Source organism: Kibdelosporangium aridum, assembly GCF_900176515.1.
GTDB classification, from domain to species: domain Bacteria; phylum Actinomycetota; class Actinomycetes; order Mycobacteriales; family Pseudonocardiaceae; genus Kibdelosporangium; species Kibdelosporangium aridum.
Map to the genome: position 1 here is coordinate 557289 of NZ_FWXV01000003.1, position 13806 is coordinate 571094.

The 13806-nt window shown below is 65.7% G+C and carries 17 protein-coding genes; 9 read left to right on the forward strand and 8 right to left on the reverse strand.

Annotation, left to right across the window (positions count from 1 at the left end; all coding sequences use genetic code 11):
* Positions 1-18 precede the first annotated feature (18 nt).
* From B9C43_RS21550 to B9C43_RS21565, 4 genes are read left to right on the forward strand one after another with little or no spacing between them, the layout of a single operon-like run.
* Positions 19-483, forward strand: coding sequence for a MarR family winged helix-turn-helix transcriptional regulator (locus tag B9C43_RS21550; RefSeq protein ID WP_033381381.1), 465 nt, complete (start codon positions 19-21; stop codon positions 481-483).
* A gap of 2 nt (positions 484-485) precedes the next feature.
* Entirely contained in the window at positions 486-923 is a 438-nt protein-coding gene (locus B9C43_RS21555; RefSeq protein ID WP_033381382.1) for an OsmC family peroxiredoxin, read from the forward strand.
* Positions 924-949: 26 nt separating this feature from the next.
* The gene (locus tag B9C43_RS21560; protein WP_084428671.1) at positions 950-2371 is read left to right on the forward strand and encodes an FAD-binding oxidoreductase; all 1422 of its coding nucleotides are present in this window, start codon (positions 950-952) and stop codon (positions 2369-2371) included.
* A 33-nt stretch (positions 2372-2404) separates the two neighbouring features.
* Positions 2405-2803: an SgcJ/EcaC family oxidoreductase gene (locus B9C43_RS21565; RefSeq protein ID WP_084428672.1), complete on the forward strand. Its 399-nt coding sequence runs from the start codon at positions 2405-2407 to the stop codon at positions 2801-2803.
* A gap of 120 nt (positions 2804-2923) precedes the next feature.
* Here B9C43_RS21565 and pcaG read toward each other — a convergent pair whose 3' ends face one another.
* The 3 genes from pcaG to B9C43_RS21580 form a co-directional block, all read right to left on the reverse strand.
* Entirely contained in the window at positions 2924-3445 is a 522-nt protein-coding gene (pcaG, locus tag B9C43_RS21570; protein WP_033381385.1) for a protocatechuate 3,4-dioxygenase subunit alpha, read from the reverse strand.
* Positions 3446-3518: 73 nt separating this feature from the next.
* On the reverse strand, positions 3519-4223 hold the full coding sequence (gene pcaH / locus B9C43_RS21575) for a protocatechuate 3,4-dioxygenase subunit beta (RefSeq protein ID WP_033381386.1): 705 nt from the start codon (positions 4221-4223) through the stop codon (positions 3519-3521).
* A 10-nt stretch (positions 4224-4233) separates the two neighbouring features.
* On the reverse strand, positions 4234-5409 hold the full coding sequence (locus tag B9C43_RS21580; protein ID WP_084428673.1) for a 4-hydroxybenzoate 3-monooxygenase: 1176 nt from the start codon (positions 5407-5409) through the stop codon (positions 4234-4236).
* Between the two features lie 72 nt (positions 5410-5481).
* On the opposite strand from B9C43_RS21580, the gene B9C43_RS21585 reads away from it, so the two are divergent.
* On the forward strand, positions 5482-6237 hold the full coding sequence (locus tag B9C43_RS21585) for an IclR family transcriptional regulator (RefSeq protein ID WP_084428674.1): 756 nt from the start codon (positions 5482-5484) through the stop codon (positions 6235-6237).
* Here the strand turns inward: B9C43_RS21585 and B9C43_RS21590 are convergent.
* Positions 6227-6424: a hypothetical protein gene (locus tag B9C43_RS21590; protein ID WP_033381389.1), complete on the reverse strand. Its 198-nt coding sequence runs from the start codon at positions 6422-6424 to the stop codon at positions 6227-6229. The genes B9C43_RS21585 and B9C43_RS21590 overlap by 11 nt on opposite strands.
* 385 nt (positions 6425-6809) lie before the next feature.
* On the opposite strand from B9C43_RS21590, the gene B9C43_RS21595 reads away from it, so the two are divergent.
* The 4 genes from B9C43_RS21595 to B9C43_RS21610 are packed head-to-tail and all read left to right on the forward strand — an operon-like array spanning position 6810 to position 10315.
* Positions 6810-7610 (forward strand): CoA transferase subunit A, encoded by an 801-nt coding sequence (locus tag B9C43_RS21595; RefSeq protein WP_084428675.1) that lies wholly within the window; start codon positions 6810-6812, stop codon positions 7608-7610.
* Positions 7607-8323, forward strand: a complete 717-nt coding sequence (locus B9C43_RS21600; protein ID WP_084428676.1) for a CoA-transferase subunit beta — start codon at positions 7607-7609, stop codon at positions 8321-8323. The genes B9C43_RS21595 and B9C43_RS21600 overlap by 4 nt, the downstream gene beginning before the upstream one ends.
* Positions 8324-8327: 4 nt before the next feature.
* Positions 8328-9575, forward strand: a complete 1248-nt coding sequence (pcaB, locus tag B9C43_RS21605) for a 3-carboxy-cis,cis-muconate cycloisomerase (protein WP_235038752.1) — start codon at positions 8328-8330, stop codon at positions 9573-9575.
* Positions 9572-10315 (forward strand): IclR family transcriptional regulator domain-containing protein, encoded by a 744-nt coding sequence (locus tag B9C43_RS21610; protein ID WP_033381392.1) that lies wholly within the window; start codon positions 9572-9574, stop codon positions 10313-10315. The genes pcaB and B9C43_RS21610 overlap by 4 nt, the downstream gene beginning before the upstream one ends.
* 42 nt (positions 10316-10357) lie before the next feature.
* Here the strand turns inward: B9C43_RS21610 and B9C43_RS21615 are convergent, their stop codons facing one another.
* Genes B9C43_RS21615 through B9C43_RS21630 form a run of 4 tightly spaced genes read right to left on the reverse strand, consistent with a single transcriptional unit; the run spans position 10358 to position 13756 of the window.
* Positions 10358-10840: a hypothetical protein gene (locus B9C43_RS21615; RefSeq protein WP_084428677.1), complete on the reverse strand. Its 483-nt coding sequence runs from the start codon at positions 10838-10840 to the stop codon at positions 10358-10360.
* On the reverse strand, positions 10837-11325 hold the full coding sequence (locus B9C43_RS21620; protein ID WP_084428678.1) for a hypothetical protein: 489 nt from the start codon (positions 11323-11325) through the stop codon (positions 10837-10839). Before B9C43_RS21620 ends, B9C43_RS21615 begins: the two co-directional genes overlap by 4 nt.
* Complete coding sequence (locus B9C43_RS21625; RefSeq protein ID WP_084428679.1) at positions 11322-12551, reverse strand: MCE family protein; 1230 nt, start codon at positions 12549-12551, stop codon at positions 11322-11324. The genes B9C43_RS21620 and B9C43_RS21625 overlap by 4 nt, the downstream gene beginning before the upstream one ends.
* Entirely contained in the window at positions 12551-13756 is a 1206-nt protein-coding gene (locus tag B9C43_RS21630) for an MCE family protein (RefSeq protein ID WP_407657112.1), read from the reverse strand. The genes B9C43_RS21625 and B9C43_RS21630 overlap by 1 nt, the downstream gene beginning before the upstream one ends.
* Positions 13757-13806 lie beyond the last annotated feature (50 nt).

Below are 13806 nucleotides of genomic sequence, written 5' to 3' on the forward strand. Positions count from 1 at the left end.
GCGCGCTAGGGTTCGGTTATGACCGAGCCGGACGCCAGGAACCTCCTTCTGCTCGACGAGCAGGCCTGCTTCGCGTTGTACGCGGCGTCCAGGGCGGTCACGGACGTGTACCGGCCACTGCTTGCCGAGCTGGACCTGACATATCCGCAGTACCTCGTGATGCTGGTGCTGTGGGAGCGGGACAACCAGCCGATCAAGCAGATCGGTGCCGCCCTACACCTCGACTACGGCACCGTCTCCCCGCTGCTCAAGCGGCTGGAGGCGCGTGGGCTGGTGCAACGCAAGCGACAGGCGGACGACGAGCGAAGCGTCGTGGTGAGCCTGACGCCGGAGGGTGTCGCGATGCGCGAACGCGCAGTGGCGATCCCACCCGCGATCGGATGCGCACTGGGCCTGAACAACCAGGACCTCGGTGTACTCATGGATCTGTTGCGGCGAGTCACCACGTCCGCCCGGACCACAGCACAAGAAGGAGAACACTGACCATGCCAAGCCGCGACGCGACCACCCACTGGGAAGGCGACCTGCAGACGGGTGGCGGCAACGTCACCCTGGACTCGTCCAACGCCGGACAGTTCCGTGTCACCTTCCCGGCCCGCACCGGCGACCCGGAGGGCATGACCAGCCCGGAAGAGCTGATCGCCGCGGCGCACTCGTCCTGCCTGGCGATGAACTTCACCGGCACGGTGAAGAAGGCGGGCTTCACACCGGGCACTGTGGACGTCAGCGCCGAGGTCACGCTCGGACCGGACCCCGAGGGCGGCTTCAAGCTCACCGAGATCGCGGTGACGCTGGTCGCCAAGGTCGACGGCCTCGACAAGGACAAGTTCGCCGAGCTCGCGGCGACCGCCGAGAAGACCTGCCCGATCTCCAAGGCGCTCGCGGGCACGACCATCACGCTGGACGCTTCGCTCGCGGAGTAGTCCGACAGTGGTTAACGTCATGAATCATGACGGTGAGCAGGCGTGACCTACTCGTGGGACTGGGTGCGGCCATGACCGGTTTCGGCATGGCCGCACCGCCCGACTGGGACCGGTTGCGCAGACGACTCGCCGGACCTCTTTACCTGCCACAGGATGCTGGCTACGCCGCGGCACGGCAGGGGTACTTCACAATCCACGATGGACAGCGCCCGGCCGCCGTCGCTCGCTGCACGCGGATCGAGGACGTCCAGGCCTGTGTGGAATTCGCGGCCGCCACCAGGACACCGGTGAGCGCACGCAGCGGAGGCCACAGCTACGCCGGATACTCCACACGAGACGGCAGCCTGGTCGTGGATCTACGCCAGCTCGCCGGAATCCAGCTCTACCCGGACGGCACGGCCGTGATCGGCGCTGGCGCTCAGCTGATCGACGTCTATGCGACCCTTGCTCAAGCAGGGCGACTGCTTCCCGGCGGAACCTGCCCTTCAGTGGGCATCGCCGGACTGACGTTGGGCGGCGGGATCGGCGTCACAGCACGGAAGTACGGCCTGACGTGTGACCGGCTTGTGTCTGCTCAGATCGTCACCGCGGACAGCAGGCTGCGGACTGTTTCCGCGGTGCAGGAACCTGAGCTGTTCTGGGCGTTGCGGGGTGGTGGCGGCGGGAACTTCGGCATTGTCACGTCGTTCACCTTCCAGACTGCCCCCGCTACTGACCTGACCGTGTTCGCACTGGAGTTCCCGGCCGCCGCGCTGCCCGCTTTGCTTGGCGGCTGGCAGTCTTGGCCCGTACCCGACGAGGTGTGGTCGAATGTGAGCGTTCCAGGCGATCCACAGGCCACCACATGGGTCGACGGATGCTTCGTCGGTTCTTCCTCAGGTGTCCAGCCACATCTCGACAAGCTCACGCGACTCGTTGGTACGCAACCCCTTGCGCGGATAGTCAAGCAGTTCAGCTACTTCGACGCGATGCGGTACTTCGCGGGATGCTCGGAGCTGTCGCTGAAGGAGTGCCGTCCCAACTGGACCAGCGACGCTGGCCTGCTCGACCGCGGCGCTTACGTCGCCACTTCGCGAATGATCGGTGCACCACTGCGTGATCCGGCCGCCACAGCGGCTCTGCTGCGCAGTTCTCCGGGGCTGACAACGCAGTTCGACAGCTTCGGCGGCGAGATCGCCCGTGGCCCCGACACCGCTTTCCCATACCGGCAAAGCATCGCGAGCATGCAGGTCACGCACGAGTTCGACGGCACAGCCCGGCAGGCCATCGCCCACGTCCGCGACGAAACCGCGCGCGAATTCGGGCAGACGGGCTACATCAACTACATCGACCCGCATATGCCCAACTGGGCACAGGCGTACTACGGCAGCAACCTCGCCAAGCTCCGCACGATCGCCCGTCGCTACGACCCAGGTCGGGTCTTCGCGTTCGCCCAAGGTCTCAGTTGACCTCAAGCATGGTTGAGCTACCAGGATCATGGCATGGACACCGAGATCGCCGCGATCAAGCAGGTCATCGCCACTGTGGAGCACTCGCAGCAGAACGAGCTGCCGGACGAGTTCGTGAGCCTGTTCCGAGCCGACGCCATCTGGACAACCGGTCACGGCAAGCGCCTGACCGGCAGAGACGAGATATCCACCTTCACACACAAGGTTCTGCCCGGCGCGATGCGCGACTCGACCTGCGCCTACGAGGTCGTCGACATCCTGTTCATCCGGCCGGATGTCGCCGCCGTCAAGGCGCGGGCCCGGTACCTCACTCTCGACGGGCAGCAGATCGGTAACGAGGGCACGCCGCTGTACGTCATGTCCAAGGAGAACGGCGAGTGGAAGCTCGTGGCCTGCCAGAACACTGAAGTCCTTGACTTCGAGTCCACTTGAGGTTCCAGGATGGCGGCATGCGAAACCACACCGCCATCTTCCTGTCCCAGCAAGCCCACCGGGCCCGCACACCATGGTCGAAGGGCCGCGACCGCGGCACCCTTTCGGCCAGGCCGCCGCCTAGACGTCGAAGAAGACCGTCTCGCCCTCGCCCTGCAGGCGGATGTCGAAGCGGTAACCGTCCTCAGTGGGCTGGGCGATCAACGTGTGCCGTCGCGCGGGATCCACACTGGACAGCACTGGATCCGCAGGGTCGTCCGCGAAATAGATCCGGGTGACCACGCGGTTCAGCAGGCCACGGGCGAATACCGAGACGTCGATGTGCGGAGCCTGCCCGGGAATCGCACCCGGCAACAGCGTCAAGATCCAGTAGTTGCCGTCCACATCGGTCGGGCAGCGGCCGAAGGCACGGAATTCCTTGCGCAGCGGGCCGGACGGGTCGTCCGGGTGGTCGAAGTGCCCGTCCGGGTCGGCCTGCCATGTCTCGATCAACGCGTCGGGCACGGGGTTTCCCGCGCCGTCGAAAACCGTGCCGACGATCCGGATCGCGCCGGGGGTGTCGAGAGGGACGACAGTCGGGCCGTCGGGCCAAGGAAGCCCGATCGACAGGTACGGTCCGACGGTCTGCGAAGGAGTCGTCATGCGTTGCCTCCGCTGTGGTCGAGTCCGTCGCATGACAACTTCACTGTGTTGAATGATTCGCTCGCAAGCTCGCTCATGCGTCGTCCACCTCCTCCTCGAAAGGCGTGGCGTCCTGGCCACGCAGCACGATGTCGAACGAGAAAGCCAAGGCCCAGTTCGGAATCGTCCGCGAGATGTCGAACGACGAGATCATCCGGGCTCGGGCCGCCGGATCCGGGACCGAGTTGAAGATCGGGTCCTGGGCGAACAGCGGGTCGTCCGGGAAGTACATCTGGGTGACCAGGCGCTGTGTGAACGACCGTCCGAACACCGAGAAGTGGATGTGCGCGGGACGCCAAGCGTTGTCGTGGTTCTGCCACGGGTACGCGCCCGGTTTGATCGTGGTGAACGTGTACCGGCCCTCGGCGTCGGTCAAAGTCCGCCCGACACCGTCGAAATTCGGGTCGAGCGGGCTCGGCCAGCGGTCCTGGACGTGCTTGTAGCGACCGCCCGCGTTCGCCTGCCAGATCTCCACCAACGAGTTCGGCACGGGCTTGCCGTTGCCGTCCAACAGCCTGCCGTGCACGATGATCCGCTGGCCTTGCGGCTCACCGGCGTGCTGTGCGGTCAGGTCGTTGTCGTTGGCCCCGAGCCTGCCTTCGCCCAGCAACGGCCCCGTGATCTCGGTCAGCTTCTGCGGCAACAGGACCGGACGCTGCAACGGGTGCCGGAGCGCCGTCGACTTGTACCCCGGGCTGTCCAGTGGCGGATGAGTGCCGGGCGCATCGCGTAGATACAACGGTTTCCTCCTACGGGAACGGTAGGCCGACGTAGTTCTCGGCGAGGCTGGTGGCGGCGGCGGTCGACGATGCGGTGTACCGCAGTTGGGAAAGCTGCAACCGGTGCTGGAACGGGTCGGCGTCGTGCGCCCGGTGCAGCATGCTGGTCATGAAGTACGAGAAGTGCTCGGCACGCCAGACCCTGCGCAGGCAAGTGTCCGAATAGGACTCCGCAAGGTCGGTGCGTCCGGACTGCAGAAGTTCCTTGAAAGCACGCGACAACACCAGGACGTCGTGTACGGCGAGGTTCATCCCCTTGGCACCGGTCGGCGGCACGATGTGCGCGGAGTCGCCCGCGAGGAACAACCGGCCGTACCGCATCGGTTCGACGACGAAGCTGCGCATCGGCGAGAGCAACCGCTCCAGGATCGGGCCCTCGTGCAGCGAGAAATCCCCGTCGATGGCGAACCGCGCATGCAGTTCGTCCCAGATCCGGGCGTCAGACCACTGGTCGAGCGAGTCCGACGGGTCGACCTGCAGGTAAAGCCGTGTCACTTCGGGCGTACGCATGCTGTGCAACGCAAAACCGCGCTCGTGGTTCGCGTAGATCAACTCGTCGTTCGCGGGCGGCGCCTTGACAAGAACGCCGAGCCAGGCGAACGGGTACACGTGGTCGTACACGGTCAGTTCACTGTCCGGAATGGACGGTCGGCTGACGCCGTGGAAGCCGTCGCAGCCCGCGATCACGTCCGCCTGGATCTCCTGGACGGCACCGGCGGAGTCCTTATAGGTCACTCGCGGCCGGTCGCCGGTCACGTCGTGCACTTCGACGTCGGAGACTTCGAAGTGGATCTGCGCGCCCGCCTTGAGCCGCGCAGCGATCAGGTCTTTGACGATCTCCTGCTGCCCGTAGACAGTGATCGTCCGGCCGGTCAGATCGGTCAGCGCGATCCGGTGGTCCTCGCCGTCGAACCGCAGGACGATGCCGTGGTGCGGCAAGCCTTCCCGGTCGAGTCGCTCGGCCAGCCCGACGTCCCGCAGGAGCTTCACAGTCGGGTCTTCGCACACGCCGGCGCGCACTCGCCGTTCGACGTAGTCCCGGCTGCGGTTCTCCAGGATCACCGAGTCGATGCCGTCCAGCCAGAGCAAGTGCGACAACAGCAGACCGGCCGGTCCGGCCCCGACGATCGCCACCTGAGTGCGCATGACTGAAGAGTTACGGAAAATCGCCACGTCAGCGACTCTAGTTTCCACTCACCGGAAGGCACACTTGGAGTCATGACAGGCGAGTCGGTGTCCAGCCGGGTGTTCCGGCTGCTGGACGCGTTCTCCGAGACCAAGCCGGCGCTGACGCTCTCCGAGCTCAGCACGTTGGCCGACCTGCCGCTGAGCACGACCCATCGGCTGGTCGCGGAGCTGACCGACTGGGGTGGGCTGACTCGCGGCGCGGACGGGCGGTACCGGATCGGCCTGCGGCTGCTGGCGATCGGATCGCTCTCACCAGGCAGTTTGAGCCTGCGCGAGCGGGCGATGCCGTTCCTCGAGGACCTTTACGAGGCGACGAGGCAGAACGTGCAACTGGCCGTGCGGGATGACCTTGACGCGGTCTACCTTGAGCGGATTTCGGCACGTGGCGCGGTCAGCATCCTGACCAGGGTGGGCAGCCGGATGCCGCTGCACGCGACCGGCGTCGGGCTGATCCTGCTCGCGCACGCCGACGATGACGTGCGGGAACGCGTCTTCGCGGCACCACTGGAGCGCTTCACCGCGAAGACGATCTCCACGACGAAACAGCTGCGCGAGACCCTGGCCGCCGCCCGGCGGGACGGTTACGTGGTCAGCGACCGGCAGATCGAAATGATCACGCAGTCGATCGCCGCGCCGATCCGGGACGCGTCAAACACCGTCATCGCGGCGTTGTCCATCGTCGTGCCGATCGAAACGGACGCACACACGCTCGTGCCCGCGGTCCGCGCCGCGGGTCACGGCATCTCACGTGCGATGGGCTGGCGGCCCAAGGCGCTCAGGCGGTGATCCTGACTTCGGTGCAGGTGCAGCCCCCGGTGAGCTGCACGCACTCGAGCACCAGCTCGTGCGTGTCGACTTCCAGTTCGATACAGGTGACGTCGGTGCATTCGGCTGTGCCGTCACTGTGTACGACAAGGCTGCCGTGACAGTGGTCGATTCCCCGGCTGCACAGCACGCATTCGGTGGAAATCATGCACTTCGTACTACCCCATCAACCGTGTCGCACCCTCATCGACACGCCGAGCGAGGTCAGCGTTCCGAGTCGTTCTCGGCGCGACCGATCAGCTCTTCGATCTCCCATTTGCCGAACAGCTCGCGCAGTTCGTCGAAGATCGGTGTCTCCCCCACAGTTGCGTTGGTCATGGTCCCCTCTCCCTTCACACAGCGTGTACACCCGTATCCCCCACGAGTCGCACACCTGTCACCCGTATGACGTAAAGCGGACTCATTTCATTCCGCCCCTCTGCCGTGAGCTACGTCTCATTTGGCTTCTACGGTTCATCCTGAGACAATGTTCGAGATGCGAATTGTCGTTCGCATTGCGCACACACTGCTGGCGCGGGCAACACGGAGGCGTAATGGCGTCGATAACGTCGTTGGCGGAGGCCGTCGCCGACCTGGTGCACGACGGTGACCAGGTCGCGCTGGAAGGCTTCACGCATTTGATCCCGTTCGCGGCCGGGCACGAGATCATCCGGCAGGGCCGCAAGAACCTCACGCTCGTGCGGATGACCCCGGACCTGATCTACGACCAGCTGATCGGCGCGGGCTGCGCGCGAAAACTGATCTTCTCGTGGGGCGGGAACCCCGGGGTCGGTTCGCTGCACCGCTTCCGCGACGCCGTCCAGCACTCATGGCCGGTGCCGCTGGAGATCGAGGAACACAGCCACGCGGGCATGGCCAACCGTTACGCCGCTGGCGCGTCCGGGCTCCCGTTCGCTGTGTTGCGCGGCTATACGGGCACTGACCTGCCGAAACAGACCGACACGATCAAACCGATCACGTGCCCGTTCACCGGACAGACGCTCACCGCGGTGCCCGCACTGAACCCGGACGTGGCGGTCATCCACGCCCAGCGCGCGGACCGGAAGGGAAACGTGCAGCTCTGGGGCATCACCGGGGTGCAGAAGGAGGCCGTGCTCGCGGCCAAGCGGTCCCTGGTCACGGTCGAGGAGATCGTCGACGTTCTCGATCCGCGTCCCAACGCGGTCACGCTGCCGAGCTGGGTCGTCACGGCCATCGCTGAAGCACCGAACGGCGCGCATCCGTCGTACGCCCACGACTACTACGTACGGGACAACGAGTACTACAAGGCATGGGACGCCATCAGTCGCGATCGGGACGAGTTTCAGCGCTGGCTTGAGAAGGAGGTCCGATGACGTATACAACCGACGAGATGATGACCGTCGCGGCTGCGCGGGTTCTGAAAGACGGCGCCTCCTGCTTTGTCGGCATCGGCCTGCCCAGTACAGCGGCGAACCTCGCCCGTGCGACACACGCGCCGGACCTCGTGCTGATCTACGAGTCCGGCTGCATCGGCGCGAAGCCTGACCGGCTGCCACTGTCCATTGGCGACGGTATTCTCGCCGAGACAGCTGATTCCTTGGTCAGCGTGCCGGAGATCTTCAACTACTGGCTGCAGCCCGGCCGGATCGACGTCGGCTTCCTCGGCGCGGCACAGCTGGACAAGTACGGCAACATCAACACGACCGTGATCGGCGACTACGCCGATCCCAAGGTGCGGCTGCCCGGGGCGGGCGGGGCGCCGGAGATCGCCGCGTCGTGCAAGGAAGTCGTGATCGTGGTTCGCCAGAGCAAGCGCACGTTCATCGACAAGCTCGACTTCATCACGTCCGTCGGCCAGGGCGACCGGTCGTCGTTCACCGGCGCGGGCCCGCAGATGATCATCACCGATCTCGGTGTGCTGCGGCCGGTCGACGGCGAGTTCACGCTCACCCAGATCCACCCTGGAGTCGAGGTGGCCAAGGCGATCGAGGCGACCGGCTGGGACTTGAAGGTGTCGCCCGACCTGACCGAGACTCCCGCGCCGACCGGCGCCGAGTTGACCGCGTTGCGGAAACTGGCAGGCTGACCTCGTGTTCGACGAACTATTCGGGGCACGGGACGACCAGGCGTGGTTGCGGGCCATGGTGGACGCCGAGAAGGCGCTCGCCACTGCGCTGGCCAAGGCAGGCGTGATCCCCGCTTCCGCAGCCACCGAGATCTCGCAGTGCCCAGCCGAGTTCGACCCGGCGGAGATCGGCAGACAGGCCGTCGGGCCGGGAAATCCCGTGGTTCCGTTGGTTCAAGCGATGCGCGGCCGCGTGTCCGACGAAGCAAGCCGGTATGTCCACTTCGGAGCTACCAGCCAGGACATCATGGACACGGCCGTGATACTGGTGGCCAAGAACGCTGTCGCGGGCATGGTGGCTGATGTGGACGCTGCCGCGGATGCTTGCGCCAGGTTGGCCGATGAGCACCGGCACACGATCATGATCGCGCGCACGCTGATGCAGCACGCCTTGCCCACAACGTTCGGGCTCAAGTGCGCGGGTTGGCTGGTGGCTCTGGATGAAGCGGCCTCGAACCTCAGACGGGTCCGGTTCGCCGCTCAGCTCGGCGGGGCCGTGGGAACGTTGTCGGTGTTCAGCAATACCGAGGTGCCACGGCTGTTCGCTGCGGAGCTGGGCCTCGCCGAGCCGCTGATTCCGTGGCACACCAACCGGACCAGGCTGGGCGAGCTCGCCGGTGCGCTCGGTGTCCTTGCCGGGGTGCTCGGCAAGATCGCCTTGGACGTGACGCTGCTGGCGCAGACCGAGGTCGGTGAGGTCGCGGAGTCGTCCGGCGGCGGCTCGTCGACCATGCCGCACAAGCAAAATCCGGTCCGGTCCGTGCTGATCACCGCCGCTGCCAAACAGATCCCCGGTCTCGTGGCGACCATGCTCGCCGCCATGCCGCAGGAGCACGAACGGGCGGCGGGTGCTTGGCATGCTGAATGGGAAACTCTGAATTCAATGTTCAGCATTCTGAGCACAGCGTGCACCCGCACCCGGGACCTGGTGGCCGGGCTGCGAGTGGACCGGGACCGGATGCGTGCCAATGTGGACATGACCGGTGGCCTGGTGATGGCCGAAGCCGTCGTCACCGCGCTGGCCCCGGCAATCGGACGGGCCGCAGCCGCGGGCATCGTCAAGGAGATCGCGACATCCGGGCACCCGTTCCGCGCGGCGTTGCTCAAGGACCCACGGGTCCGGCTGTCCGAAGAAGACATAGACAAAGCACTGGATCCGGCCGGTTACCTGGGTTCGGCCGACGAGTTCATAGATCGGGCGTTACGACGATGAGCGACTTCGTGCAGTCATTGGAACGCGGCCTCGCGGTCATCAGAGCGTTCGACGGCGACCACCCCGAGATGACGCTCAGCGATGTCGCCAGGGTCACCGGCCTGACCAGGGCCGCCGCCCGCAGGTTCCTGCTCACGTTGGTCGACCTGGGCTACATGCGTACCGACGGGCGGCTGTTCACGTTGCGCCCCAAGGTCCTTGAACTCGGCTACTCGTACCTGTCGAGCCTCGGCCTGCCCGACGTCGCCCAGCCACACCTGGAAAAGCTGGCAGGCGAAGTCCACGAGTCCTGCTCGGTGTCCGTCCTGGACGGCCCGGACATCGTCTACGTCGCCCGCGTCCCCACCAAGCGGATCATGAAGGTGATGATCGAGATCGGCACCCGCTTCCCAGCGCACGCGACCTCGATGGGCCGCGTAATGCTTGCCGCCCAGGACAACCTGGACGACTTCCTCGCCACGACGACGTTGACCGCGTTGACCGACCGGACGATCACCGACCCCGCCGAGCTGAAGTCAGAGTTGTCGCGCGTCCGCGCCCAAGGCTGGAGCATGGTGGACGAGGAACTGGAGCACGGCCTGCGCTCGATCGCCGCCCCGATCCGCAACAAAGGCAAGGTGATCGCGGCGATCAACATCTCCACCCACGTCAGCAGGCCGATCGAGAGCGTGCACGCCGACCTGGTCCCGCCACTCCTGGCCACGGCCGAAGCGATCTCAGGAGACCTTGGACTCTCGTGAGAGTTTCCGACCGGTGGGAACCGGCGAAACGCTCACGAGCCCTTAGAGGAACCGGATATCGCTGATCTTCCAGGTTTCCCCGACCTTCTCCGCGTTGATCAGCAGTTGGGCCGCGGCGGACTCGTGCTTGTCGCCTTGGACGGTCTGGCGGTCGATGAAAACCAGGAGACGGGCGGAGTCCGGGTCTAGGTCCGTCACGCCGATCGAGCGCACGGCGGTGGTGAGCACCTGCTTGGTCTCAGCGGCGTGCTTCTTGGCCGCCTCAAAGTCCGTGTTGTACTGCTGCATCGCCGCGCCTGTCAGAACCTCTTGGGCGGCAACGGAAGTCCGGTCCATCTGGCTCGGGTCGTACGAGAACACCGTGCGCAAGGCGCGTCCGACTTGGTCGGTCACGGCGTTTGTGCCCGCGACGTCAACGAGGGCGGTGTTCGCGGGGCCTGGCGATCGGGACAACGAGAACCAGAGCGCCGCGCAGCCACATAGGATGATCACGCCGCCGAGGATGCCTGCGATGGTGGGCTTCATGTTCCGACCACCTCCAGCGCGCTGACCTTCCACCCCATGTCTGTCCTCGCGAGGTCCACGTCCCATCGGCTTACGCTGGTCGTTGGCTGGGCGCCGTTCTGGCTTACCGAGACCTCGACCGCGGCGATCATGTTCGCTGTGCCGCTGTACGTGTTCATGGTCGTGATCGCGGCGACGACCGGGTTCGCTCTGGCGACCGTCTTGGCACCCAAGGCGGCCTGCCTGTCGGTGTCCCGGTTGCGGTTGAGGCGTTCGAGCAGCGGCCCGGTTGACGCTTCCCGCCAGCGGTCGAAGTCGGCGTCGAGGTTCTGGTAGTCCACTGTGTTCAACTCGATGACCTGCCGTACTCCCACCTCGAGCACGGCGTCGCGTTGCTTGGCCAGATCGGCTTCCGAACTGTTCGCGGACGTCCACCAGCGCCAGCCCGTAAAACCGGCCGCGGCCACCGCCAGCACCGCGAGCACAACCAGAATCCGACCGATCACCTGGGCAAACCTAGCAACTGGCCGATGTTCTGCAAACCGGTGCTGCCACGGTTCAGCGAGAGAACCCCTGGAAGCCGCGGCGACTGCTGCGTGGCCTGACCACCCGGTGAGACCTGTTTCGGGACGCCCGCGAAAGGTGCGTTCTGTGAACCGCGCACACCGATCGGGCTGTTCGGCGGCTCGGCGCAGTAGGCGTTGCGGTTCACCGGGATGGGCTCGGTCTGGCTGGCCGAGCGTTGTTTCGTGCCTTCGTAGCCCTTCACGCAGGGTGGCGGGTCGAAGAAGTTCAGCATGATCCCGAGGTGCCCGGTGCCGTCCGGTGCCGTGCTCGGCGTGAACGCGGAGATCACCGGGTAGGCGACCATGAACTGCTCGATCGCGGCCGTCCGGCTGGTCGTGATCGAGGTGGTGGTCAGCAGGTTCGCGAACACGACGCCCAGGTCCGGGCCGGACCTGCGCAGGATGTCCACGACCTGGTCGGCCACGGCCGGCGTGACCTCGATCAGCTTGCGCAGGTCCGGGTCCGACGTCTTCAACTGCTCGGACAGCTTGCGCAGCCCCGACGAGAACGCGATCAACTGCTGAGCGTCGGCCTGCTGGCGTTCCAGGACGGTCCGCCCAGTGCTCAGCAAGCCGGTCGTCTGCGGCAAGTGCTGGGTCGCGGTGGCGGTGAACTGCCCCGCCGAGTCCAGCAGCAACTGCAAGTCGTTGCCTGTTCCGGCGAACGCGGTGTTCAACTCGTCCACGACCGTGCGCAACGAGTCGACCGGGACACTCCGAACGAGCCCGTCCAAGTTGGACAACATCGTCTCGGTCGCCGGTGGGATGCTCGTGCGGTCCCTGGGAATCACCGATCCCGCCGCCAGATAAGGTCCGCGCTGACCACCAGGCTGCAGGTCCACGTACTGCTCGCCGATCGCGGACCGGTTGGCCACCACGGCTTTCGTGTCGGCGGGGATCGAATGCCCGGTCTCCATCACGAGTTCGACGTTCACCCCGTCCTCCACGAGGTGCATCTCGCCGACCCGGCCAACGGTCACTCCGCGATACGTGACCTCGGCGTTGGTGAAGATCCCACCAGAGTCACGCAGTTGCATCGTCACGACGTATCCGCTGGCCCCGAAAAGCCGGTCCAGCCCGGCGTATCGGGCGCCCGCGTACGTCACAGCGACCACGGCGATCACGATGAACGCCACGAACCGCCACTTGACGCCTCGGGTCAGCATCAGCCACCTCCCAGCAAGGTCCCCAGCAGCCCGGCGAGCGGCCCCTGGTTGGCAGGCGGTGTCCCGTTCTGCGGCAGCAGATCGGGGAGGATCGGCACGGGAATCGGCAACGGCAGCGGCCCGGTGTTGTTGCCGTACGGCTGGCCAGGCGGCGCGATCAACGTCTGCCCGGAGTTGGACAGGTTGTTGATCATCTCGGTGAAGTCGAGGCTGAGCCGGGCATCCACATTGAAGTAGTCACCGCGCACGGCATTGACCGCATAGGACGGATACGGATACGTGACCAGGTACTCCAGCGCGATCGGGAGCTTGTCGCCGGTCTCAACGAGCTTGCGCAAGGTCGGCTCCAGCAGCCTCAGGTCCGCGACCAGATCGGCCTTGCTGCGGTTGACCGTATCCACGGCGACGCCCGACAGGGTGTCCAGCGCGGTCAACATCCCAGTCAGTTGAGCCCGCTGCTGCTCCAGCACCTTCAAGCCCGGGGACAGGTTGTCCAGCGCGTTGGTGAGATTGCCGGTCTGGGCGAGCAATGTGCCGGAAAGCTTGTTCAGCCCGTCGATCGCACGAACGATGTTGCCGCGCTGCCCGTCCAATGTCGACACGAGGGTCTTCACGTTGACCAGCAGTTCCCGGATCTGCGTCTCGTTGCCAGACAACGCCTTGTTGAGTTCGCCGACAATCGTCCGTAGTTGCTCGACACCGCCGCCGTTGAGCAGCATCGACAGCGCGCCCAGCACCTCTTCGACTTCGGGGTTGCGGTTGGTGCGGCTCAACGGCACGACCGCGCCATTGCCCAACTGGCCTTGCGGCGGCTCGCCGACAGGCTCGCGCAACTGGACGTACTTCTCGCCCAGCAGACTGGACTGCCGCAGTTCGGCGCCGGCGTTCGCGGGCAATGTCACCGCGCCGTTGACGACCAGGGTCACCACGGCCATCTTGTTGTCCGGCGACAGTTCGATCTTGGAGACCCGGCCGACAGACACGTCGTTGACCTTCACGCTGGCCTGCGGCACAAGATCGAGGACATCCCCGAACTGGGCAGTGACCGTGTACGGGTGGTCACCGATGTCCGCACCACCCGGCAGCGGAGTGTTGTACAGCCCGCCGAACCCGCCCTCCGTGCATCCGGCGGCTGCCATCGCTGCCACCAGCAACGGCATCACCTTCATGCCACGACGGCCACCCTTGGCGTCAATACCCGACATCGGTGGCTCCCCTGTCAGGCCAAGGTATCGGCGGGGTCTGACAGAATCGG